We start from the raw sequence: 19,443 nt of genomic DNA, 5'->3' as shown, positions 1-19,443 counted from the left end.
GCCAGGCTACGGCAGCTCGAGGCTGTATCCGGCCCACGCATCGGGATGCTCGCGCAGCACGACGCTCAGTCCCGTGAGGCGGTTCCCGGCGCGCGAGCCGAGGCGCGCGGCGACCTCCTCCGCGACGTGCCGGGCGAGGGCCTCGGTGGTCGTGAGCTGGTCCTCGAACGCGGGGTGCTCGTCGAGATTGCGGTAGCGGAGCGGCGCGAGCACGTCGGAGAGCATCTGGGCGAGGGCGCCCAGGTCCACGACGGTCGCGTTCTCGTCGAGCTCGCGCGCCCGCACGGTGAGTTCGACGACGTAAGTCGCGCCGTGCAGGGCCCGGGCTGGGCCGAACTCGGGCCGGTGCAGGCTGTGGGCGATCATGATGTGGTCGCGCACGGTCAGGGTGTACATGAATCCTCCTCCGCGCCGGGGTAGCGGATCACGTGGCAGAGCCCGTCGAGTCTGCCCGACGCAAGCGCCTCGACGATGGCAGGGAGCTCGGCGAAGTCCGAGGGGCCGCCGAGGAACTCGTCGTACACGGGGTCGGCGAGGAGGCCCAGGGCCAAGGCGAGCCTCTGCGCGCGCGTCCGGCGGTGTCGCCGCGCGAGCGCGACCTGGCCCACTTGGCTCGCGCGGAGTGAGAGGCGGCGCGCGTGGAAGTCGGCCCCGAGGGGCACGACGACGCGCGGATCGCCGTACCACGAGAGCTCGGTCACCTCGCCGTCGTCGCCGACGAGTTCGAGGCACCGCGCGAGGCCCTCGGCGCTCGCGGAGCAGTGGAGCACGACGTCGCAGTCGTCGTGCGCGTCCGCCGGGAGCGCGAAATCGGCCCCGAGCCGCTCGGTGAGCCCCGCGCGCGCCGGATCGCTGTCGATGGCCTCGAGACGCGCGAGGGGGAACCGCCGCAAGAGCGTGAGCAGCGCCGAGCCCACGAGGCCACATCCGACGACCGCGACGCGGTCGCCGAGGCGGGGCGCGGCGTCCCACAGTGCGTTGACGGCGGTCTCGACGGCGCCTGCAAGGACCGCGCGGCGGGCCGGCACGCCATGGGGGACGACGGCGAGCTCGTCCGCGCGCACGACGTAGCGGTCCTGATGGGGGTAGAGGCAGAAGACCGTGTGCCCGAGGATGTCCGCCGGCCCATCCTCGACGACGCCGACCGAGAGGTACCCGTATTTGACGGGGCACGGGAATGCGCCCTCCTGATGCGGCGCGGCCATGAGCTCCGCGACGCGCTCGGGGACGCGATTGGCGTGGACGAGCCGTTCGGTCCCGCGGCTGTAGCCGGAATAGAGCGCCCGCACGAGCGCTTCACCAGGGCCCGGCTCGTGCAGCGGCTCGCGACGCAGCTCCCCGGCGTGCGGGCCGGTGGTCCAGTAGGCGAGGGCCGTGGGGGGACTCATGGCAGCCTCATCATCACATGCGCGCTGCCGGTTGCGAACAGGTCGCGGCGCAGTTCAGTGGTGGAGGTGTTCCTGGTCCCGGTGAGCCGCCGACTCGAGCTGGAACGTGGAGTGCTCGACGGGGACGTCGAAGTGTTCGGCCACGCATTCCTGCAGCTGGGCGAGGATCTCCTGCGAGTGCCCGTCCGAGAGGCATTCGTCCTTGAGCGTCACGTGCCCGGTGATGACGGGGGTGCCCGTGCCGATGAGCGTTGCGTGCAGGTCATGCACGTCCACGACATGGGGGAGGGCGAGGATGTGGTCGCGCACACTGCGCAGGTCGAGTCCCTTGGGCGTTGCGGCCAGGAGGACGTCGGTGGTCTCCTTGAGCAGCCGGAGCGTCCGGGGCACGATGAGGGCCCCGATGAGAAGCGAGACGAGCGCATCGGCCCGGGTCCAGCCCGTCACGGCAATCACGACGGCGGCGATGATGACGGCGGCCGAGCCGAGGGCGTCGTTGAGCACCTCGAGGAAGGCGGCCCGCAGGTTGAAGCTGGTGTGCCGGCCCGCGGCCAGGACCAGCAGGGCGATCGCGTTCCCGGTCAGCCCGATGATCCCGAACCAGAGCATCGCCGACGAGCCGACTTCCGGCGGTTCGATGAGGCGACGGACAGCTTCGACGAGCACGAACCCGCCGACGACGAGCAGCAGCCCCGCCTGCAGCGCCGCCGCGAGGACTTCTGCCCGCTTGTATCCCCACGTGCGCTCGGGCGTCGCCGGGCGCATGGCCAACGAGGCGGCGATGAGGGCGATGACGAGCCCCGAGGCGTCCGTGAACATGTGCCCCGCGTCGGCCAGGAGGGCCAGCGAGCCGGACAGGGCCGCGCCGACGATCTCGGCGGCGAGGATCAGCACCGTCACACACAGCGCCGCGACGAGACGCTTGCGGTCTTGGGTCGCGTCGGCGTGCGAGTGGTCGTGGCCGGTCATTGGGGGCACTCCGGCACGTCGCACGAGCAGACCGAGTCCACCGTCAGGATGGCGCCGAGCAGGTCCTCGAGGGCATGGGCGAGCTTCGGGTCGGAGAGCTCGTAGCGGACGCGCCGCCCCTCGGGCTCGGCGACCGCGAGCCCGCAATCCCGCAGGCACGCGAGATGATTCGAGAGGACCTGCCGGCTCACCCCGATGAGCTCGGCCAGCTCGCCGGAGTAGGCGGGACCGTCTTTCAAACGCATGAGCACGGACGCCCGGGTCGGATCCGCGAGCGCCTTGCCGAAGCGCGCCAGGACGCCGCTTGAGGTCAAGGTCTTCACGGTTCAATGATACAGAAAATCATGTAACAAAGGTCGGCCGACGGCGGGGAGTCCGGCATCGGGCCGACGCGCCGATCACGCGACCTTGGTGATGCGGGACGGGTCGAGCAGATCGATCACGAACACGGCATAGCCCACGGGGGCCACAGGCTTCCCGTGGGCGACGTCCTTGACCGCGCGGCATTTGATGTTGAGTGCGCGCAGCGACACGGCGCACGTGTCGTCAACGCCGAGGTCGGGGTATTTGCGGTGCGCTGCGTGGTAGCCGTCGGCGATGGCGTCCGGGGCGAGGTTCAGGAACGCCGCGACGGCCGAGTCGGCGACGGCGATCGCGACGGGGGCGGTCTCGAACGTCGGCTCGGTGGGGTCGAGGATTGCGTCCTTCACCCAGGCGGGCACGCCGCTGTCGTCCTTGGCTGCGCCCGTCGCGGCGGCGCGTCGAGATCTCATGAGAACGTCGACATATTCGGAGCCACTGAGCCCGAGTCCAGCGAGCAGTCGTTCTTGAAGCCCGCCGGAGCCGGACGGATCTGCGGACTCGTGGGCCGAGTGCGCTCCGCGCGGCCGCTGGGTGGCCGTCATCGGGCTGTCCTCTCTGTCTGACTCGCGTTGTCAGGGGCCAACCGTAATGGATGCGCAAGGATAGTGCCGAGTCCTTAGGGCCGTGGGCTCGGCCTGCGGCCTCGGTCGGGCTTGCTCAGCCGCATCCGGTCAGCCGAGGCCGCCGAGGTCCGCGAGGAGATCGAGGCTGCGGCGGAAGAGCTGCTCGAGGTCCGTGAAGGTGCCCGGGCCGTACTGGCCGAACACCTCGAACGTCACGGCTCCGAAGAGCGACGTCCACACGAGGACGCCGGTCGCGATGGCCTCGTCGCCGACGCTGAGTTCACCCTCTCCGCGGATCCGAGCAATGTCTTCGGCGAGTCGACCGCTCACGGGGCGGCCGCCGTCGTTCGGCCGGTTCCCCGCCCGCCACGCGGCGTCGAAGATCCCGATGAGCCGCACGACGACGCGCGTGCCCGGCGCGGTCGTCCGCTCGGTCGGTGCCGCGTACCCCGGCACGGGGGTCCCGAAGATGAGGCCGTAGCGTGCGGGCTCGCGCAGGGCCCACTCGCGCACGGCGATTCCGAGGGCCGTGAACTGCGCGCGATAGTCGGTGGGGTGCGAGCTCGCAACGCGGTCGACGGCGGCGTCGACGGCGTTGCCCAGGTCCGAGTACGCGTCGATGACGAGGAGCGTGAGCAGCTCGTCGCGGCTCGCGACGTAGCGGTAGACGGCCGACGAGACGAGGCCGAGTTCGCGCGCGATCGCGCGCAGGCTCAGCGCCGCTGCGCCATGGGTCGCGAGGTGCTCACGCCCGAGCCGGAGGATGTCCGTCATCGTCTGGGCTCTGGCCTTCGCCCGGGGAGAAGCTGGCATGCGCTTCACTCTGCCACCCGCGGCCCTGCCGGTCTAGAGCGACGCTCACTTTTGTGAGCACTGCTCTTGACTTCCGTGGATCCGCTCTCCAGACTGAGAGAGCAGCGCTCTCTCAAACGAAGGAAATCCGATGTCCTCGACTTACGTTGTGATCGGTTCGGGCCCCGTCGGCTCGACTGTCGCCGCCCAGCTCGCTGCCCAAGGCGAGCGCGTCACAGTGCTCACGCGCTCGGGGGGCGGCCCCGAGCACCCCCTCATCGAGCGCCGCGCCGTGGATGCGAACGACGGCGCCCGGCTCGCCGAGGCGTTCGACGGCGCCACGGCCGTGTTCTACGCCCTCAATGCGCCCTACTTCGCGAAGGTCTGGGCCGCGGAGCTCCCGCCCGCCCAGCGCTCGGTGCTCGACGCCGCGTGGTCCGCCGCAGGGGCCTCCGCCGTCGTCGTCTTCGCCGAGAACCTCTACGCGTACTCACGCCCCGACGAGCCCATGACCGAGGATTCGCCGCGGGACGCCGTCGGCGGCAAGCGCGGCGTCCGGACCCAGCTCATCCGCGAGCGAGAGGCGCACGCGGCCAACACTGTGACCATGGCTGCGGGCGACTTCTTCGGGCCGCTCGTCCTCAATTCGCACGTCGGCGACCGCATGGTGCCGCGCATCCTCGCTCGGAAGGGCGTTCAGGTCATCGGCAGCGCCGACCAGCCGCATTCCTTCACGTATGTCCCCGACATGGCCGCCGCGATGGTCGCTGCGGCCCGCCATCGCGAGCTCTGGAACCGAGTGCTGCATGCGCCCACCCTCCCCGCGTTCACCCAGCGCGAGATGGCCCGGGCGTTCGCGACAGCCGCCGGCCTGCCCGAGCCTCGCGTCTCGGCCATTCCCGGGTGGGTCGTGCGACTCGTTGGCGTTGGAGCCCCGCTCATGCGCTCGGTGTCGGAGATGCTCTACCAATTCGATCGGCCGTTCGTCATGGATTCCGCTGAGACGCAGAGGCTGCTCGGGATGGAGCCCACTCCGCTGCCCGTGGCGGCCGCTGCGACCATCGAATGGTGGCGTTCTCGGGGCGTGTGAGCCCCAAAACCTTGCTCGGCTCGTGATCTTATGTGCCCTTTACAGCATGCGTTCAACGTCGTGTACTGGAAGAGGCCAGCGGCTACGGGTGCCGGCGCGGAAGCACCGACTACCGCCACTGACCGGCTCCCCCGGGAGTCCGGGGGTGCGGATAGTTGGGAGGGAGTAACCCATATGAAGAAGTGGATGCGCTGGGAAGACTATGTCGCAGGGGTCTGCGGTCTGGTTGCCGCTCTTTCGGTGATCGTGACCATGCCGTCTGCTGCGGCGACGTCTCTCATGATCGTCTTCGGCATCCTGCTGATCGCTTCAGCTGTGCTGAACCTGTCCATGCCGGGCACACCGTGGCTCGAGTACGTGCAGGCTGCTTTCGGCGTTCTGCTGTTCGTGTCTCCGTGGATTGGGTCGTACACCGGCTCCTCTGGTGCGGCCTGGACATCCTGGATCGCTGGCATCGTTGCTGCGGGCGTGACCGCGGCTGCCATCAAGCCGGCTATCGACACGCATCACAAGATGATGCCCTCGCACTGATTGGGAATCCCGTTTCACGGAGCGGCCGCGGCGCCTCGGGCACCGCGGCCGTTCTTTGCGTCGGCCCTCCTTCCGCGCGACCGCTCCCTGACCTGCATCGGCTGTGTTCCGCGTCTGGGCCGTACAGTGGGGTGCCATGCGCATCTTCGTGGCCGGGGCCACCGGCGTCATTGGTCAGCGCCTCGTGCCGAGGCTGGTTGCCGCGGGCCACGTCGTGGCGGGCATGACCCGTTCCGCGGGTGGGGCCGCATGGCTGCGCGAGGTCGGGGCCCTTCCCGTTGTGTGCGATGTCTACGATCGCGACGCAGTGATCGCGGCCGTCGTCGATTTCGCGCCCAGCGTGCTCATGCACCAGCTGACCGATCTCCCGGACGACGCCGCATCTCTTCCCGCGAAGCGCGACGACAACGCGCGGATCCGCCGGGAAGGAACACGTCATCTTCTCGATGCTGCCGAGGCGGCTGGCCATCCGAAGGTCATCGCGCAGAGCGTCGCGTGGGAGCTGCCAGCCGGGCCCGGAGCGGAGGCCGTCGACGAGCTCGAGCGCGCCGTCTTGGGAGTGAGCGGGCTCGTGCTGCGCTACGGCCAGTTCTATGGGCCCGGGACGTTCTACCCGGACGCGCCGCCAGGGCATCCTCGAGTGCAGATCGATGAAGCCGCGCGCATCACTGCGGACGCACTTGACGAGCCGTCGGGCGTGATGACGGTGATCGATTCGTAGCTGAAGCGCGTCGCCGCAGTTTTCACAGGAACGAACTTCACCATCAGTCGAATCTATATTCGATACAAGGCTCGATCTCTGATAGTATTGCGTGCAAAGGTTCGATGATGGGGGACATCGATGCTCAGGGATCTAGATTCAGGCCAGATGGCCGCGGCGAAGCGTTGGGACGCCGTCGTCTACGAGCCGTGGCCGGATTCGCATCTCGAGGGGTCCCTATGGCATCCGGATCCGACCGTCCTCTCGGCTGAGCAGGCGCGGCGCGTGCTTGTCGATATCGGGCGAGTCCGCTCTTTCCTTGGTGCTCTCGAGGCTCTTGCGGTCGAACGCATTCGCGTCGGGTTCGAAGAGGATGCGCGCCAGACGGCGGAGAAATGGGCAGGCCAGGCGGAAGGCCAGCCGGTGCGGTTCAACGGCGACGTCGCGCACGCGCTCGCCGTGTCGGAGGTCGCGGTGGCCGAGTGCATTTCGGAGATGGCGGCGGCACGGCTCGTGAGGTCCTCCGAGGCACTTTGCGGGCCCCAGCTCGCCGTGCTCCAACGGCTTGAGGGCGGCATCTTGTCCGAGGCTCATGCCCGCGCCGTGACAGAAGAAACTGCGACGCTGCCTGAGGGCGTCGCCGAGGAGTTCGGGATCAAGGCCCTGGGGCGCCTCGAGACGCGCACGGGACGCAAGCGCACTGCTGCTGAGTTCCGGCGCGCCGTTCGGGCTCTCCGGGAGAAACTTCATCCCGAGTCGCTTCGCTCGCGCAAGGCACGAGCGAAGGCCGATCGGCATGTCGCATTCCGGCCCGAGCCTGACGGCATGTGCACTCTGAGCGCTTTCATCCCCGCAGAGGCAGGGCTCGCCGCGTTCAACCGGCTCGATGCCCTCGCTCGGGCCCAGCGCGGCGCTGACCCGGAAGACGGGCGTACCCTTCCTCAGCTGCGGGCAGACGCGCTGGCCTGCCTCGTTCTCGGCGATCAGACCTCTGAGCCCTCTGGCATTCATGCCCCCGACGGCGCCGGTCGTGTCGGGAGCGTCGCATGGGACGGAATGTCTGGCTGCGCCGCTGGCGCGGGTGGTGCGGGCGACGGCGGGGAGGCCGCAGGTGCACTCTGTGCCGGTTCGGTCGGGAGCGGTGCGGGCGACGGCGGGTCTGGCGGCGTTGCAGACGCTGGTTACTCCGGAGGTCGAGCTCTCGTCCCCGGGGTGGGCGCCACGAACGCGGACTCGGGCATCGCAGGCGCACCGATTGTGGGCGTCCCGCGGCCCACAGCAGAGATCGTGGTCCACATTTCCGCGGCAACGCTGCTCGGTGCGAATGATGAACACGCTCAACTCGAAGGATATGGCGTCGTGGACGCGGGGACCGCGCGCAACCTTGCCCTCGCCGCGCCCACGTGGCAGCGGCTCGCGACGAGCGTCGACGGCGTTCCCCTCGTTCTCGGGAGAACTGCGTATCGCCCGCCGAAGGGACTCCGTCGCTTCATCGAGTATCGGGACGGCACCTGCCAATTCCCTGGCTGCGCGCGGCCCGCCCGAACTGCCGAGATCGATCACATGGTCGAATGGCAGGACGGCGGCCACACTGATTCGGACAATCTGCAGGCGCTTTGCACCAAGCATCACGCGCTCAAGAGTCTCGGGCACTGGAACGCGCAACGGCTCCCTCCGCGAACGAGGGACCGAACGAATGACGGCGGAGTCTCCGACATCATCTGGGTCTCGCCGTTGGGAGGTCGTGCCGTCGCAGGACCCGCCGGCGTCGATCTGGCGGAGCTTTCTGACTGTGACGACGAGAAAGACCAGGCCGTGGGGGAACGCGTGGTGGGAGTAGGGCAACGCGCGGCGGGAGTAGGGGAACGCTCGGCTTCAGGACAGCGCGCGGCGGGAGTAGGGGAACGCTCGGCTTCAGGACAGCGCGCGGCGGGAGTAGGGGAACGCTCGGCTTCAGGACAACGCGTGGTGGGTGTAGGGGAACCCTCGGCTTCAGGGCAACGCGCGGCGGGAACGGGAGAGTCCTCGGCGGACGCGGTTGGCGACGGCGGCGCTGCGATGCACGGACGGAGCTCCGATCCTCCGCCCTTTTAGGACACGACCAATCGGCATCTGATTGCGTGAAGTGCCCCCGCAGGTGCTCAAGTGAGCGAGCATGCCCTCTTTGCCGGCTATGGCTTCGTTTGGCCGGTCGAGGTTGGGGCCGATGCCGATCTGACCCACCGGGAGCCTGGGCCTTCCGAAGCTGCGGCGTCGCTGGGATTGAACAGGGTACAGCGCCCCAAGGAGAGGCAGCCGCAGCCAATGCACCCTTCGAGGTCATTCTGGAGGGCTTGGAGCTCGGCGATGCGGGCTGCGACCAGCCGGGCCCAATCGGCGCTGATCCGCGTCCACTCGCGCTGGGTCGGAGCGCGATCAGCTGGGACGCCGCTGAGCGTGCTGCTGATCTGCTCCAATGAGAGCCCGATGCGCTGCCCGGCGGCGATCACGGCCAGCCGGCGCAGCGTGTGGCGCGGGAACAGTCGTCTGCCGATCTCCGACCGGACCGCGCGGATGAGGCCGCGCTCTTCGTAGTAGCGCAGTGCGGAGACTCTCGTCCCGGAACGACGCGCCACAAAGCCGATGGCGAGGAGTTCGTCGGGGGCGATCCGGGGCATCGTTCAAGGATGCCACTCCGGCGAACTTGACCTCAAGCGGGCTTGAGCATGTTGGGTGGGGACCATGCGCATCATCTCGGTGGATTTCGAAACAGAGGACGTTCTCCGCGCGGAGTCGTTCTACGGCTCCGTCCTCCGGCTTCACACGACCCGTAGGGGAAGGTCCCTGACCGTACGGGCGGGCTCGTCGCGGCTCGCACTTCACGAGGGGTCGATTGGCCCGGGCAGACAGCATCTCGCGTTTACGGTCCCGCGGCTCATGTTCGACAGCGCCAAGGAGTGGATCGCCGACCGCGTGCCGCTGCTGCGCGATGCCGAGGGCAGGGACGAATTCGAAACGTCGCCGCACTGGAACGCTCGCTCCCTCTACTTCCTGGACCCCGATGGCAACATCCTTGAGTTCATCATCCGCAGGGACATCCCCGACGAGCGGATCGGGCCGTTCCGCCCGGAGCACGTCCAATGCATCAGCGAGGTCGGCATCGCAGTCGAAGACGTCCCCCGAGCCGCGGCGCGGGTGGGATCGGTGTTCGGCATCGACGCCTACGGTAACGGTGCGCCGACATTCCAGCCTGTTGGAAACGTCGAAGGGCTTCTCATCTTCGTGACCTCCGGCCGACACTGGTTCCCGACAACCACGCCGAGCGGGGCCCGAGGCCTCACGGTGCACGTCGACAGCAGAGCGACCGGAGCCCTCGAGCTCAGCGCTGGCGTCACGATCCGCTCGAATGCAGCACATCGATGACGTGCCCGACCGCGCGCAGCGGAGTGAAGGTGCGTTGGGCATCGCCATCGAAGAGGTGCTGTGGCCGATCCGTCGCCGTAAGCGTTCAGCGTCTGCCCGAAGGTATTGGAAGCATCATTCGCCCTCGTCGGGGAGTCGGCGGGCGACCATCGCAGCGTGGGGGCGGTGTCCAGGATCAGTTCTCCCCTGGATGCCGACGACTTCGAAGCCTGCGCGGGCAAGGTGGGAGGACATTCCATCGGCGGACCAGTAGTAGGCAGTAGTGACAGCATGGGGGAATGCCTCGCCGTCGGGACCCTCGAAGAAGCCCACCAGGAGCGTCCCCCCAAGGGAGATGCAGCGCCCGAATACGCGCAGCACGGACTCGAGATCATCCGGAGGAATGTGGATGAGGGAGTACCAGGAGAGGATCCCTCCAAAAAGGCCGCGCTGAACTCCAAGGTCAGCGAACGACACAACTCGGAACCGCACACCAGGGAAATGCGTCCGGGCGTGCTCAATGAACGAGGGCGTGAGGTCGACGCCTTCGACCTCAAGGCCTCGGTCGTGAAGGAAAGCGGTCCAATGGCCCGGCCCACAACCTGCATCGAGGACTGGCCCGCGCACGGTCATCGCCCACTGCGCGATGAGCCCCTGATCCTGTTCGTGGGCCTTGTCCACCGCCCCGAACAGTTCCGCATATTCCGCCGCCCGTCGGGAATACGCGTCCCGAACCTCCGTCTCAGCCATCGGCTCCGAGCCTACGCGAGCCAGTCCGGCTAAGGCAGCGACGGGACCACCGCAGACGCTTCCACGCCGCCCTTCTCGGCCGCCGTCGTGCGGATCACGGCCCGCGTGCCTTGCATGCCCAGCCTTATGATGTGACGCATGGATCTGGCTGCGGTCGCGGCGGAACTGTACGGCTTGCCGATCGGGGAGTTCACGTCGGCGCGGAACGATCAGGCCAAGGCCGCCCGGTCGGAGGGGAACCCACTCCTCGCGAAACAGATCGCGAAGCTTTCCAAGCCCTCCATGGCTGCGTGGGCCGTGAACATGCTTGCGCGGCATCGCCCGGGGACACTTGAGGGCGTCCTCGGCTTGGGAGCGTCGCTGCGCCACGCCCAAGACGAGCGCGACCCTGACGCTCTGCGTCGGCTCGGCCAAGATCGCCAGAAGGTGCTGGCCGGCGCCGTCGCCGACGTCCGCGCGGCCGCTGGGGAATGCGGTGCGGCCATCAGCAACGCCGCGGCGGTTGACGTCGAGCAGACCCTGCGGGCCGCGATGGCCGACCCCGAGGCTGGGCTCGCTGCCGCGAGTGGGCAGCTCGTGCGCGCGTTGTCGAGCAACGGCATCGATCCAGTCGACCTCTCGGGGGCGGTTGCCGTTCCGGGGGCGCTTGCGGTTCCGGGAGCAACCGCGGTCCGGCGCGCAACCGCGGTCCGGGGCGCAACAGCGGTTCCGGGCGCGGCGGCGGTTTCGAGCGCCGGCGCAGCGGCCCCTGACGTGGCGGTTCAGGAGACTGTCGGTCAGAACGCCACGCCTGGCGCCCCGGAATCGAGGGGGGCTCGGGGCTCGGAGCAGCCGACGGCGTATCGTGAGCCCGACGACGAGGCGCGGCGCCGAGCGGAGCGCGAGCGCGCCGCCCAGGCGAGAGCACAGGCCGACGCCGACGACGCCGAACGCGCTGCCGAGCGGGCCAGCGCCGACCTTGCCGAGGCCGAGCGCCGCACTTCCGAGACTCGGGCACGCCGCGGCGAACTCGCCGCACGACTCCGCGAACTCCGCGCCCAGGCTGCTGACCTCGAGGAGGAGCTGCTCGGCGCCGAACGGCAGACTGCCGACGCCGAACGTTCGCGCAAACTGGCTGCGCGCCTCGCCGATCAGCGTCGCCGCGTGGCTCAGCGCGCCCGCGAGCGCCTCGACGATCTCCCGGGTTAGCGCGTGCCGGGCAGTCGCCGCGTCCGGCGGTTGGATCGGGAGCGCGCCGGCTGCCCTACGGCTGCCAGCTGCGAGAGCCGTCGGCCTCACGGCGGTAGTCGGGCCACGGAAGCTCGGTCGGCGGCATGAAGTCCGCGGGGAGGAGCGGTGGCTGCGGATCCTCCGCCGTCCTCCGGTCGAACTCGGCCCGCGCGTCGTCGAGCAGCTCGGGCCGCGTGAGGAGGTCGATGAATGTCCCCGCAATCGTGCGCCCGGCGACGGAAATTGTCGGATCGATCGCCGCGGGGATCCCGCCGAGGGCGTTCATGACCCACGCGGGGTAAGGACCGCGTCCGGCCGCGGGCTTGAGCGCGGGGCGCGAGACGTAGAAGCGCACGGTCGGGGCGTAATGCGTCATCTCGACATAGTCGTCGCTCGTCCAGTTCTTCTGCCACGGCGCGAGATGCTCGCGAAGAGCTGCCTCCGCGTCCTGCGGAGCGATGAGCCGCTCGCATTCCTCGAGGAAGGGGCGGTCCATCGGCTCGATTCCGAGCGAGGCTTGGATCTTGCGCGCGGCGTCAACGGCCTCGGGCCCGTACCCGGGTGCCCCGACGCACTCGAGGTTCGCGTAGAGCGCCGCGGCGAGCACATGGTTGGTCCGCCCCGGGCGGTTCCGCGCGACCCACGTTGTCTCGAGCCGGCAGTGCGCCATGGCAGCCGCGTGTTCGGCGTTGCGGTCGAGGACGGCAAGCACGTGCTCGGCCATCTCGAGATTCGGGCACCGCCACGAGTACTGGATCGAGGCGACGCGCGCGGGAAGGTTGTCCGCCGTCGCCTGCCCATGGGCGAGGATCGCGTCGGAGAGGCTCCACCCGCCGAAGCTCGGCAGCATCGCGTCCTGCATGACGCGCGACGACGTGTACATCGCCATGAGCGCGACGTTCGCCCCCGGTGCACGGGCCGCCGAATGCGACGCCGGGATGGGGGAGTTCGGGTTGACGGCGTCGGAGGCGCTGAGCTGCCATGTCTCGGGCTCGTCGCACACGAAGGTGTAGACGCGCGAATAGTACGCGCCGCACTGCGTGTCCCAGCGGGCGGTGTTGCACAGCGGGAGCATGTAGAAGGGGTGGAAGCTCACGATCGCATCCACGCCGTCATAATAGCCACGCAGCCCGTGGACGACCTTCGAGCCCTGGACCTTCTCCGCCGGCTCGCCCGTGTAGCGGAGCGTGCCCGAGATGCCGTGGACCTCCATCGCGTGCTTCGTGCCGAGCAGGCCCGCGAGCGTCGAGATGCCGAGCGCTGAATGCGGGTCGGTGTGCCCCGGCGCATGCGAGCTGAGCCCGTCGCGTGGTTCGGGGTACGTCGTCGCGGCCTGGCAGTTGCCCGGCACGGCGTCGTACTCGGCGTACGTGAGGAGCGTGGGGCCGGGACCTGCCGGGCTCTCCCACTCGGCAGCGAACGCCGTCGGCATCCCGGCGCTCCCGGCCTCGACCGAGAAGCCCTCGGAGCGCAGCCTCTCGACGTACCACGCCGCCGAGCGGTGCTCGCGCCACGCAGGCTCGGCGAGTTCCCAGATGTGGCGATGCCACTCGGAAAGCCGCGGCATGTTCTCGCCGATCCAATGCTGAGCGGTCGCCTTGGCGGTCATATCGTGTTCCGTTCTGTACGCGTTGGGGGTTCTGCAGTCGATGTCGGGCGGACTCGGCCTGGGTCGAACCGCGGAATCACGGGGTCCGGCGCCCCGGTTCGGGCGTGTCCCTTCCAGTACGCGTACTGGAAAGGGCGGGTGGGGCGGGTTGGGGCGCGGGTTAGAAGAGGGCGAGGGGGACGTGTACGAGCTGGAGGCCACCCGCGTCGAGGGCGCGGACGACGGCGGGACCCACCTCAGCGGCCGAGCCCACCCGCACGCCGTGCCCGCCGAAGGCCGTCGCGAGGGCGGCCCAATCGGGCTGGTGGAGGTCGACGCCGACGGCGGGAATCCCCCGATCGGCCTCGTTCTGCCGGATCTCGGCGTAGCCGCCGTTGTCCGCGCACACGACGACGAGGTCAAGGCGCTGTTCGACGGCAGTGGCGAGCTCTTGGATCGCGAACATGAGCGCGCCGTCGCCGGCCACACACACGACCGGCCGCCCGGGCGCGGCGACCTTCGCCCCGATCGCCGCGGGCAGCCCATAGCCGAGCGTCGCGTACGCGGGCGTGTAGAGGAAGGAATGCGGCCGGTCCTGCGGGATGAAGGTTGACGTCCCGAAGTAGGTGATCTGGGACGAGTCCCCGGCGACAATCGCGTCCGCCGGCAGCACCGCCGCGAGCTCGCCCGCGAGGGTCGCGAGGCCGGGCGCCATCGCTCGCGCCTCGGCCGTGAGCCGAACGCGCGTGGCCGCGGCTCGCTCAGCGCCGCCTTCGGCGTGCGCGCCTGTCGCCTCGAGCGCCCCGACGAGCTGCGGCACGACGGCGGCCGAATGGCCCACGAGCCGCACGTCCGCCGGGACATTCGTGTCCATCTGCCGTTCGAGGATGTCCACGCGAACGACCGTCCCCGAGGGAACGACGGCGCCGCCCCACATCTCGGCCTCGCCCACCTTGGATCCGATGATCAGGAGAACGTCGGCGGACGAGCACAGCCGCTGGGCGCCCGGGAGGCGGATGTCCGAGCCCAGCGATAGCGGATGCGATTCGGGCACGGCCGCTTTGCCGTTGAGGGTCGTCACGACGGGCGCGCCGAGGAGTTCCGCGAGCCGCCGCACGCCGTCGCCCGCTGGCAGCGAGCCGCCGCCCGCGAGGATCACGGGGGACGTTGCGGAGGCGAGGACGCGCACGGCCGCCCGGACGTCGTCGTCGTCCGCGGGGGCCGGCGACGGCGCCGGGCGCGCCGCGAGCAAGCCGTCGGGAAGCGCCGCCTCGCCTTCGAGGACGTCGAGCGGCACCTCGACGTGCACGGGCCGCGGCCGGGTGCCGCGGAAGAGGGCGAACGCGTCGTGCACGGCTTCGACGGCCTCCGCGGCCGTCGAGACCCGACGGCTCCATTCGACGACGGCGGCGGCCGCACCCGTCGAGTCCTTCGTCTCGTGCAGCGCGCCGCGGTCCGCGAACTCCTCGCCGAGGGCCGGTCCGGGGGAGAGGATGAGCAGCGGCCGCGACTCGCAGAACGCGGTCCCCGCCGCCGAGAGCGCGTTGAGCAGCCCCGGGCCCGACGTCGTGATGACGACGCCGGGCAGGCCCGTCTGCTGCGCCCACCCGTCGGCGGCGTAGCCCGCGCCCTGCTCGTGGCGGGACGTCACCGGGTGGATACCGAGGGGAGCGAGGTGGCGGTAGAACTCGAGATTGTGCGTCCCGGGGATGCCGAAAATCGTGTCGATCCCGTAGTTCCGCAGGGTCGTCATGACGGCGAGGCCCGCGTTGCTCGTGGCAACCCTCGCCTCAAGGGCCTGTTCGGTGAGCGTTTCCATGGCTTCCTTCTACGCGCCGGCGGGCTGCTTGATCTGGGCGGTGTGCCGCACGAGGCCGTCAACCCACGTCGCGAGCACCTCGATCTGGGCGATCTCGTGTTCGGGCACCTCGAAAGGATCCGCCGAGAGGATCGCGAAGTCGGCGCGCTTCCCGACCGCGATCGAGCCGAGCTCGTCCTCGCGCCCAATCACGCGGGCCGCGTTGATCGTGTGCGCGCGCAGTGCCTCCTCGCGCGAAATCCGCAACTCGTCGGGACCGAGCTTGTGGCCGCGCCGCGTGACGCGTGTGACGGCGGCCTGGATCGCCTCGAGCGGGCGCGGGTCCGCGACGGGTGCGTCGGAGCTGATCGTCACGGGCACACCCGCCGCGACGAACTCGCCGAGCGGGTTGAAGCGCTCGCCGGGCGTTCCGATTGCCGCGGTGACGCCCTCGCCCCAGTTGTAGTGGTGCTGCGGCTGGTTCACGGGGTAGATGCGCGCGGCAGCCATGCGCTCAATCTGCTCGGACGTCGGCAGGCCGCAATGCTCGATCCGGTGCCGCGCGTCGTCGTCGGGCCTCTCAGCCTGCGCCGCCTCGATCGCGCCGATGACCATCTCGAGCGCTGTCGGCGACTGTGCGTGCGTCGCCGTCTGGAGCCCGGCCGCATGGGCACGGCGCACGAGCTCGCGGTACTCGTCCGGCTCGTGGTAGAGCTGGCCTGTGCGGCACGGGTCGCCCACGTAGCCGTCGGGGAAGTACGCCGTCCAGCCGCCGAGCGTGCCGTCGGCGTAGAGCTTGATGCCCGCGAAGCTCAGCATGTCGTTCCCGAACGCGCCGTGCAGGCCCATCTCGAGCGCCTCGTCGAGGAGATGCGAGAGCAGGTACATGCTCACGCGGGTCTTGAGCCCGCCGGCGCCCGCGAGCCGCAGATACATGTCGAACTCGCGCCGCGAGACCTGCGCGTCGCCGATCGTCGTGACGCCGCCCGCGAGGAAGTTCTCCTGTGCCGCGGCGAGCTGCCGGAGATGTTCCTCGGGCTCGTCGGCGAGGTGGAAGTTGGGCCCGTGGTGGCCGATCTTGACCCCGTGCAGGCCCGTGAGCACGTTGCAGGCCGCGTCGGAGAGCTCGCCCGTGAGCTCGCCGTCCGCGTCCCGGAAGAACTCGCCGCCCTTCGGGTTCGGCGTCTCCCGCGTGACGCCGTGGAGCCCGAGCGTGTACGAATTCACGACCCCGCCGTGCCCCGACGCGTTCATGAGGTACACCTCGCGGTCCGTCGCGACGCCGTCGAGCTCGAAGCGCGTCGGGTGCCGGCCCTCTGCGAGGTTGCGGTGCTCGTAGCCGAAGCCTCGCACGGGCCGCCCCGCGGGAGTCCGCTCGGCCGCGCCGCGCAGGAGCGCGACAATCTCGGGGATCGATCCCGCCTTCTCCGGCCCGCAGTCCACCCACGTCATCATCTGGCCCAGCATGAGGGGGTGCGCGTGGGCGTCGATGAAGCCGGGGACGACGACGGCGCCGCCCAGGTCCGTCACGTCTGGTTCCGTAGGGCTCACCTGGGCCGCGGCGGCGCGGCACTCCTCGAGGGAACCGACGGCCGCGATGTCGGCGCCGAAGACGAGCACGGCCTCGGGCGCGGCCGGGTCCCCCGATGCTGCTGGCTCGAGCGTGTGGAACGTGGCCCCCGTGAGGATGACGGGGGCCGCGTCGGACGCGGATCGGTGGAAGGTGGCGAGTTTACGCAACGGAATGCTCCTACGTGCTGCTGTGTCTTGCTGCTGGATCTTGCTGCGGTTTTGCTGCGCGGTTCTGCTCCGCGGGCATCAATGGACGTGGCTCAGGAACCGCCGCGTCCGTTCGTGGTGGGGGTTGTCGAAGAACTCGTCTGGCGCTGCGGCTTCGACGATGACGCCTTCGTCGAAGAGCGTGACCTCGTCCGCGACGCGGCGGGCGAAGCGGACCTCGTGGGTGACGACGATCATGGTCATGCCGTCCTCGGCGAGGTCTTCCATGACTTTGAGGACCTCGCCGACGAGCTCTGGGTCCAGGGCGGAGGTGGGCTCGTCGAAGAGCAGGACGGTGGGGTTCATGACCAGGGCGCGGGCGATCGCGACGCGCTGCTGCTGCCCGCCGGAGAGCTCCGATGGGTAGTGACCAGCGCGGTGGGCGAGGCCGACGCGCTCGAGCATGGCCATGGCCTGGTCGTGGGCGTCGCGGTGGTGGGTGCCCTTCACGGCGGTGAGGCCGAGGGCGACGTTGCGGGCGGCGGTGAGGTGGGGGAAGAGGTTGAACCTCTGGAACACCATGCCGATGGACTGGCGCTCGCGGGCCAGGGCACGCTCGGGCTTGGGCTTCCCGCGGGCGCCGAGGCCGCCGAGCTCGTGCCCGTCGAGGAGGATGCGGCCTGCGTCGGCGGGCTCGAGGAGGGCCATGAGCCGGAGCATGGTGGACTTGCCCGAGCCGGACGGGCCCAGGACGGCCTTGACCTGGCCGCGCCGGATGCTGAAGTCCACGCTCTTGAGCACGCTCTGGCCGTGGTAGGCCTTGGCGAGCCCGCGGACCTCGAGGACGGGGGCGTCTGGGCGGGCGGGGGCGGGGCCTAGGCCGGGGATGAGCTGGCTGTTCATGCCGGTGCTCCTTCCGTTGCGGTGCCCTCGGCTTGGGCGGGGGCGGGCCGGGTGGGGGCCTTGCGGGAGGTCCAGAGGAACTTCTTTTCCACGGCGTTCTGGGCGAGGGTCAGGAGGGTGACGATGGCGAGGTAGTAGATGATGGCGACGGCGTAGTACTCGGCGTAGCGGAAGGTGATGTTGACCCCGACCTGGGCGGTAGTGAGCAGCTCTTGGAGGGAGATGACCGAGGCGAGGGAGGAGAACTTCACGAGGCCGATGAACTCGTTGCCGGTGGGGGGCAGGGCGATGCGCACGACCTGGGGGAGGATCACCTTGGCCATGACCTTGGCGGGGGCCATGCCGAGGGCGCGGGCGGCAAGGTATTGGCCCTCGTCCACGCTGAGCAGGGCCGAGCGGATGATCTCTGCCATGAAGGCGGCCTCGACGATGCCTAGGCCGACGAACGCGGCCAGGAATGGGGAGAACCAGTCTTGGCGCAGGATCGGGAACAGCTGCGGGAACGCGTTCCAGATGATCAGCAGCACGAGCAGGGCCGGGATGGCTCGGAAGAACCAGATGTAGGCCGAGGCGGTGGCCTGGGCCCACCGGGTGCCCGAGGTCTTGCCCAGGGCCAGGGCGAAGCCGATCGCGGTGGCGAGGACGAGGGCGAGCACCGCGACCCCGACCGAGAGCAGGGCGCCCTTGGCGTAGTCCGGGCTCGCGAGCTGCTGGAGGAAGACTCCGATATCGAATTCCATAGAGATGTCCTAGCGGCAGTTCAGTCGACGGTGACCGTGGACTGGTCGAGCTTGTACTGCTCGGCGATCTTCGCGAGCGTCCCATCAGCGCGCAGGGCCTTGATGCCGTCCGCGATCGCGGGGGAGAGCTTGTCTCCCTTGCGCGAGAACACGCCGAACTTCGTGTCGGGGGCGAAGACGCCCTTCGCGATGACGAGCTTGCCCTCGTTCTGCGAGGCCATGTAGGCGGCGGCGACGTCGGTTTCGATGAGCGCGTCGGCCTTGCCGTTGATGACCGCGAGGACGGTCTCGGCCGTCTTGGGGTACTCGGCGAGCTTCGGAGCGGGCTTGCCCGCGGCCTGGCAATCGGAGGCGAGCGACTTGATCTTCGCCGCGTTCGCCGACGCCGACTGTGCCGCCACGGAGACGCCGCACAGGTCCGTGGGCTTCGTGAAGTCTTTCTGGCGCGCAGGGCTCGTGAGAATCGAGGGCCCGGTCTTCATGAGGGCTGCCGCGTCCGCGACGCCGAGGCGCGTCTCGGTCATGTAGAGGCCGCCGAAGATCGCATCGCAGCGCTTCGCCTGGAGCGCGGGCATGAGTCCGTCGAACGCGGAGACTTCGAACTTCGTCTCGACGCCCCAGTGCTTCGCGAGCGCACGGGCCGCGTCGGCGTCGAAGCCCACGATGTTCCCGCTCGAGCCGTTTTCGAAGTATTCGAGCGGCGCGTACTCGGGGTCGATGCACAGCGTGAACTTGCCTGAGGTCACGAGACCGGCGGGGGCGGCCGCGGCCCCTCCGGACGAGGCGGCCCCGCCGGACGATGCGGGCGCGGAAGTCGCGGCGCCGGAGCAGCCGGCGAGGAGGAGGGCGGCGGCCGCAGCGGCGGCGAGGACGGAAGTGCGCATGGGGGAACTCCAAAGGGGGACGTGACTGCGCGGACGGGGGACGAGGCGCCGTGTGGCGACAGTCACACGGTAAGG

20 protein-coding genes are annotated in these 19,443 nt (G+C 69.7%); 6 read left to right on the top strand and 14 right to left on the bottom strand.

What is annotated here, in order from left to right:
- Positions 1–6 precede the first annotated feature (6 nt).
- The 6 genes from RBS12_RS16385 to RBS12_RS16360 form a co-directional block, all read right to left on the bottom strand.
- Positions 7–396 (bottom strand): 6-carboxytetrahydropterin synthase, encoded by a 390-nt coding sequence (locus tag RBS12_RS16385; protein WP_307967202.1) that lies wholly within the window; start codon positions 394–396, stop codon positions 7–9.
- Positions 384–1,388 carry a zinc-binding alcohol dehydrogenase gene (locus RBS12_RS16380; RefSeq protein WP_307967201.1) on the bottom strand — a complete coding sequence of 335 codons (1,005 nt, stop codon included), beginning with the start codon at positions 1,386–1,388 and terminating at the stop codon, positions 384–386. Before RBS12_RS16380 ends, RBS12_RS16385 begins: the two co-directional genes overlap by 13 nt.
- 54 nt (positions 1,389–1,442) lie before the next feature.
- The gene (locus RBS12_RS16375; RefSeq protein WP_307967200.1) at positions 1,443–2,357 is read right to left on the bottom strand and encodes a cation diffusion facilitator family transporter; all 915 of its coding nucleotides are present in this window, start codon (positions 2,355–2,357) and stop codon (positions 1,443–1,445) included.
- Positions 2,354–2,680 carry a metalloregulator ArsR/SmtB family transcription factor gene (locus RBS12_RS16370; RefSeq protein WP_307967199.1) on the bottom strand — a complete coding sequence of 109 codons (327 nt, stop codon included), beginning with the start codon at positions 2,678–2,680 and terminating at the stop codon, positions 2,354–2,356. The genes RBS12_RS16375 and RBS12_RS16370 overlap by 4 nt, the downstream gene beginning before the upstream one ends.
- Before the next feature lie 75 nt (positions 2,681–2,755).
- Complete coding sequence (locus RBS12_RS16365; protein WP_307967198.1) at positions 2,756–3,262, bottom strand: hypothetical protein; 507 nt, start codon at positions 3,260–3,262, stop codon at positions 2,756–2,758.
- Positions 3,263–3,391: 129 nt separating this feature from the next.
- Positions 3,392–4,096 carry a TetR/AcrR family transcriptional regulator gene (locus RBS12_RS16360; RefSeq protein ID WP_307967197.1) on the bottom strand — a complete coding sequence of 235 codons (705 nt, stop codon included), beginning with the start codon at positions 4,094–4,096 and terminating at the stop codon, positions 3,392–3,394.
- A gap of 130 nt (positions 4,097–4,226) precedes the next feature.
- On the opposite strand from RBS12_RS16360, the gene RBS12_RS16355 reads away from it, so the two are divergent.
- The 4 genes from RBS12_RS16355 to RBS12_RS16340 all read left to right on the top strand — a co-directional run bounded on the left by RBS12_RS16355 (position 4,227) and on the right by RBS12_RS16340 (position 8,490).
- Positions 4,227–5,165 carry an NAD-dependent epimerase/dehydratase family protein gene (locus tag RBS12_RS16355; protein ID WP_307967196.1) on the top strand — a complete coding sequence of 313 codons (939 nt, stop codon included), beginning with the start codon at positions 4,227–4,229 and terminating at the stop codon, positions 5,163–5,165.
- A 174-nt stretch (positions 5,166–5,339) separates the two neighbouring features.
- A complete protein-coding gene (locus tag RBS12_RS16350) occupies positions 5,340–5,696 on the top strand; it encodes an SPW repeat protein (protein ID WP_307967195.1) in 357 nt (118 codons plus the stop codon).
- Positions 5,697–5,832: 136 nt separating this feature from the next.
- Positions 5,833–6,417, top strand: a complete 585-nt coding sequence (locus RBS12_RS16345; RefSeq protein WP_307967194.1) for an NAD-dependent epimerase/dehydratase family protein — start codon at positions 5,833–5,835, stop codon at positions 6,415–6,417.
- A gap of 147 nt (positions 6,418–6,564) precedes the next feature.
- Positions 6,565–8,490 (top strand): DUF222 domain-containing protein, encoded by a 1,926-nt coding sequence (locus RBS12_RS16340; protein ID WP_307967193.1) that lies wholly within the window; start codon positions 6,565–6,567, stop codon positions 8,488–8,490.
- 77 nt (positions 8,491–8,567) lie between these two features.
- On the opposite strand, the gene soxR is transcribed toward RBS12_RS16340, so the two are convergent.
- On the bottom strand, positions 8,568–9,053 hold the full coding sequence (soxR, locus tag RBS12_RS16335) for a redox-sensitive transcriptional activator SoxR (protein WP_307967192.1): 486 nt from the start codon (positions 9,051–9,053) through the stop codon (positions 8,568–8,570).
- Between the two features lie 64 nt (positions 9,054–9,117).
- Between soxR and RBS12_RS16330 the strand changes: the two genes are divergently transcribed.
- Positions 9,118–9,798, top strand: coding sequence for a hypothetical protein (locus RBS12_RS16330; protein ID WP_307967191.1), 681 nt, complete (start codon positions 9,118–9,120; stop codon positions 9,796–9,798).
- A gap of 114 nt (positions 9,799–9,912) precedes the next feature.
- Here RBS12_RS16330 and RBS12_RS16325 read toward each other — a convergent pair whose 3' ends face one another.
- Positions 9,913–10,527, bottom strand: coding sequence for a class I SAM-dependent methyltransferase (locus RBS12_RS16325; RefSeq protein ID WP_307967190.1), 615 nt, complete (start codon positions 10,525–10,527; stop codon positions 9,913–9,915).
- 138 nt (positions 10,528–10,665) lie between these two features.
- Here RBS12_RS16325 and RBS12_RS16320 point away from each other — a divergent pair, with 138 nt between their 5' ends.
- Positions 10,666–11,715, top strand: coding sequence for a hypothetical protein (locus RBS12_RS16320; protein WP_307967189.1), 1,050 nt, complete (start codon positions 10,666–10,668; stop codon positions 11,713–11,715).
- Between the two features lie 55 nt (positions 11,716–11,770).
- Here the strand turns inward: RBS12_RS16320 and RBS12_RS16315 are convergent, their stop codons facing one another.
- The 6 genes from RBS12_RS16315 to RBS12_RS16290 form a co-directional block, all read right to left on the bottom strand.
- Complete coding sequence (locus tag RBS12_RS16315) at positions 11,771–13,345, bottom strand: amidohydrolase (RefSeq protein WP_307967188.1); 1,575 nt, start codon at positions 13,343–13,345, stop codon at positions 11,771–11,773.
- Between the two features lie 160 nt (positions 13,346–13,505).
- On the bottom strand, positions 13,506–15,143 hold the full coding sequence (locus RBS12_RS16310; protein ID WP_307967187.1) for a thiamine pyrophosphate-binding protein: 1,638 nt from the start codon (positions 15,141–15,143) through the stop codon (positions 13,506–13,508).
- 9 nt (positions 15,144–15,152) lie between these two features.
- Complete coding sequence (locus RBS12_RS16305; RefSeq protein WP_307967186.1) at positions 15,153–16,862, bottom strand: amidohydrolase; 1,710 nt, start codon at positions 16,860–16,862, stop codon at positions 15,153–15,155.
- Between the two features lie 78 nt (positions 16,863–16,940).
- Positions 16,941–17,744 (bottom strand): amino acid ABC transporter ATP-binding protein, encoded by an 804-nt coding sequence (locus RBS12_RS16300; protein WP_307967185.1) that lies wholly within the window; start codon positions 17,742–17,744, stop codon positions 16,941–16,943.
- On the bottom strand, positions 17,741–18,484 hold the full coding sequence (locus tag RBS12_RS16295; RefSeq protein WP_307967184.1) for an amino acid ABC transporter permease: 744 nt from the start codon (positions 18,482–18,484) through the stop codon (positions 17,741–17,743). Before RBS12_RS16295 ends, RBS12_RS16300 begins: the two co-directional genes overlap by 4 nt.
- Positions 18,485–18,504: 20 nt before the next feature.
- Entirely contained in the window at positions 18,505–19,368 is an 864-nt protein-coding gene (locus tag RBS12_RS16290; RefSeq protein WP_307967183.1) for a transporter substrate-binding domain-containing protein, read from the bottom strand.
- Positions 19,369–19,443 lie beyond the last annotated feature (75 nt).

This window comes from Sinomonas sp. ASV322 (assembly GCF_030908245.1).
In the GTDB taxonomy this organism is placed as follows: Bacteria; Actinomycetota; Actinomycetes; order Actinomycetales; family Micrococcaceae; genus Sinomonas.
Note: the sequence above shows the minus strand (reverse complement) of the source record. Positions and strands in the feature narration are given on the sequence as shown.

What these genes read in the sequence shown, in the direction of transcription:
- RBS12_RS16350 (WP_307967195.1), top strand. Translation starts at nt 5,340, where the DNA reads ATGAAGAAGTGGATGCGCTGGGAAGACTATGTCGCAGGGGTCTGCGGT.
- RBS12_RS16315 (WP_307967188.1), bottom strand. Translation starts at nt 13,345, where the DNA reads ATGACCGCCAAGGCGACCGCTCAGCATTGGATCGGCGAGAACATGCCG.
- RBS12_RS16295 (WP_307967184.1), bottom strand. Translation starts at nt 18,484, where the DNA reads ATGGAATTCGATATCGGAGTCTTCCTCCAGCAGCTCGCGAGCCCGGAC.
- RBS12_RS16345 (WP_307967194.1), top strand. Translation starts at nt 5,833, where the DNA reads ATGCGCATCTTCGTGGCCGGGGCCACCGGCGTCATTGGTCAGCGCCTC.
- RBS12_RS16330 (WP_307967191.1), top strand. Translation starts at nt 9,118, where the DNA reads ATGCGCATCATCTCGGTGGATTTCGAAACAGAGGACGTTCTCCGCGCG.
- RBS12_RS16385 (WP_307967202.1), bottom strand. Translation starts at nt 396, where the DNA reads ATGTACACCCTGACCGTGCGCGACCACATCATGATCGCCCACAGCCTG.
- RBS12_RS16360 (WP_307967197.1), bottom strand. Translation starts at nt 4,096, where the DNA reads ATGCCAGCTTCTCCCCGGGCGAAGGCCAGAGCCCAGACGATGACGGAC.
- RBS12_RS16310 (WP_307967187.1), bottom strand. Translation starts at nt 15,143, where the DNA reads ATGGAAACGCTCACCGAACAGGCCCTTGAGGCGAGGGTTGCCACGAGC.
- RBS12_RS16380 (WP_307967201.1), bottom strand. Translation starts at nt 1,388, where the DNA reads ATGAGTCCCCCCACGGCCCTCGCCTACTGGACCACCGGCCCGCACGCC.
- RBS12_RS16320 (WP_307967189.1), top strand. Translation starts at nt 10,666, where the DNA reads ATGGATCTGGCTGCGGTCGCGGCGGAACTGTACGGCTTGCCGATCGGG.
- RBS12_RS16325 (WP_307967190.1), bottom strand. Translation starts at nt 10,527, where the DNA reads ATGGCTGAGACGGAGGTTCGGGACGCGTATTCCCGACGGGCGGCGGAA.
- RBS12_RS16300 (WP_307967185.1), bottom strand. Translation starts at nt 17,744, where the DNA reads ATGAACAGCCAGCTCATCCCCGGCCTAGGCCCCGCCCCCGCCCGCCCA.
- RBS12_RS16355 (WP_307967196.1), top strand. Translation starts at nt 4,227, where the DNA reads ATGTCCTCGACTTACGTTGTGATCGGTTCGGGCCCCGTCGGCTCGACT.
- RBS12_RS16340 (WP_307967193.1), top strand. Translation starts at nt 6,565, where the DNA reads ATGGCCGCGGCGAAGCGTTGGGACGCCGTCGTCTACGAGCCGTGGCCG.
- RBS12_RS16290 (WP_307967183.1), bottom strand. Translation starts at nt 19,368, where the DNA reads ATGCGCACTTCCGTCCTCGCCGCCGCTGCGGCCGCCGCCCTCCTCCTC.
- RBS12_RS16365 (WP_307967198.1), bottom strand. Translation starts at nt 3,262, where the DNA reads ATGACGGCCACCCAGCGGCCGCGCGGAGCGCACTCGGCCCACGAGTCC.
- soxR (WP_307967192.1), bottom strand. Translation starts at nt 9,053, where the DNA reads ATGCCCCGGATCGCCCCCGACGAACTCCTCGCCATCGGCTTTGTGGCG.
- RBS12_RS16375 (WP_307967200.1), bottom strand. Translation starts at nt 2,357, where the DNA reads ATGACCGGCCACGACCACTCGCACGCCGACGCGACCCAAGACCGCAAG.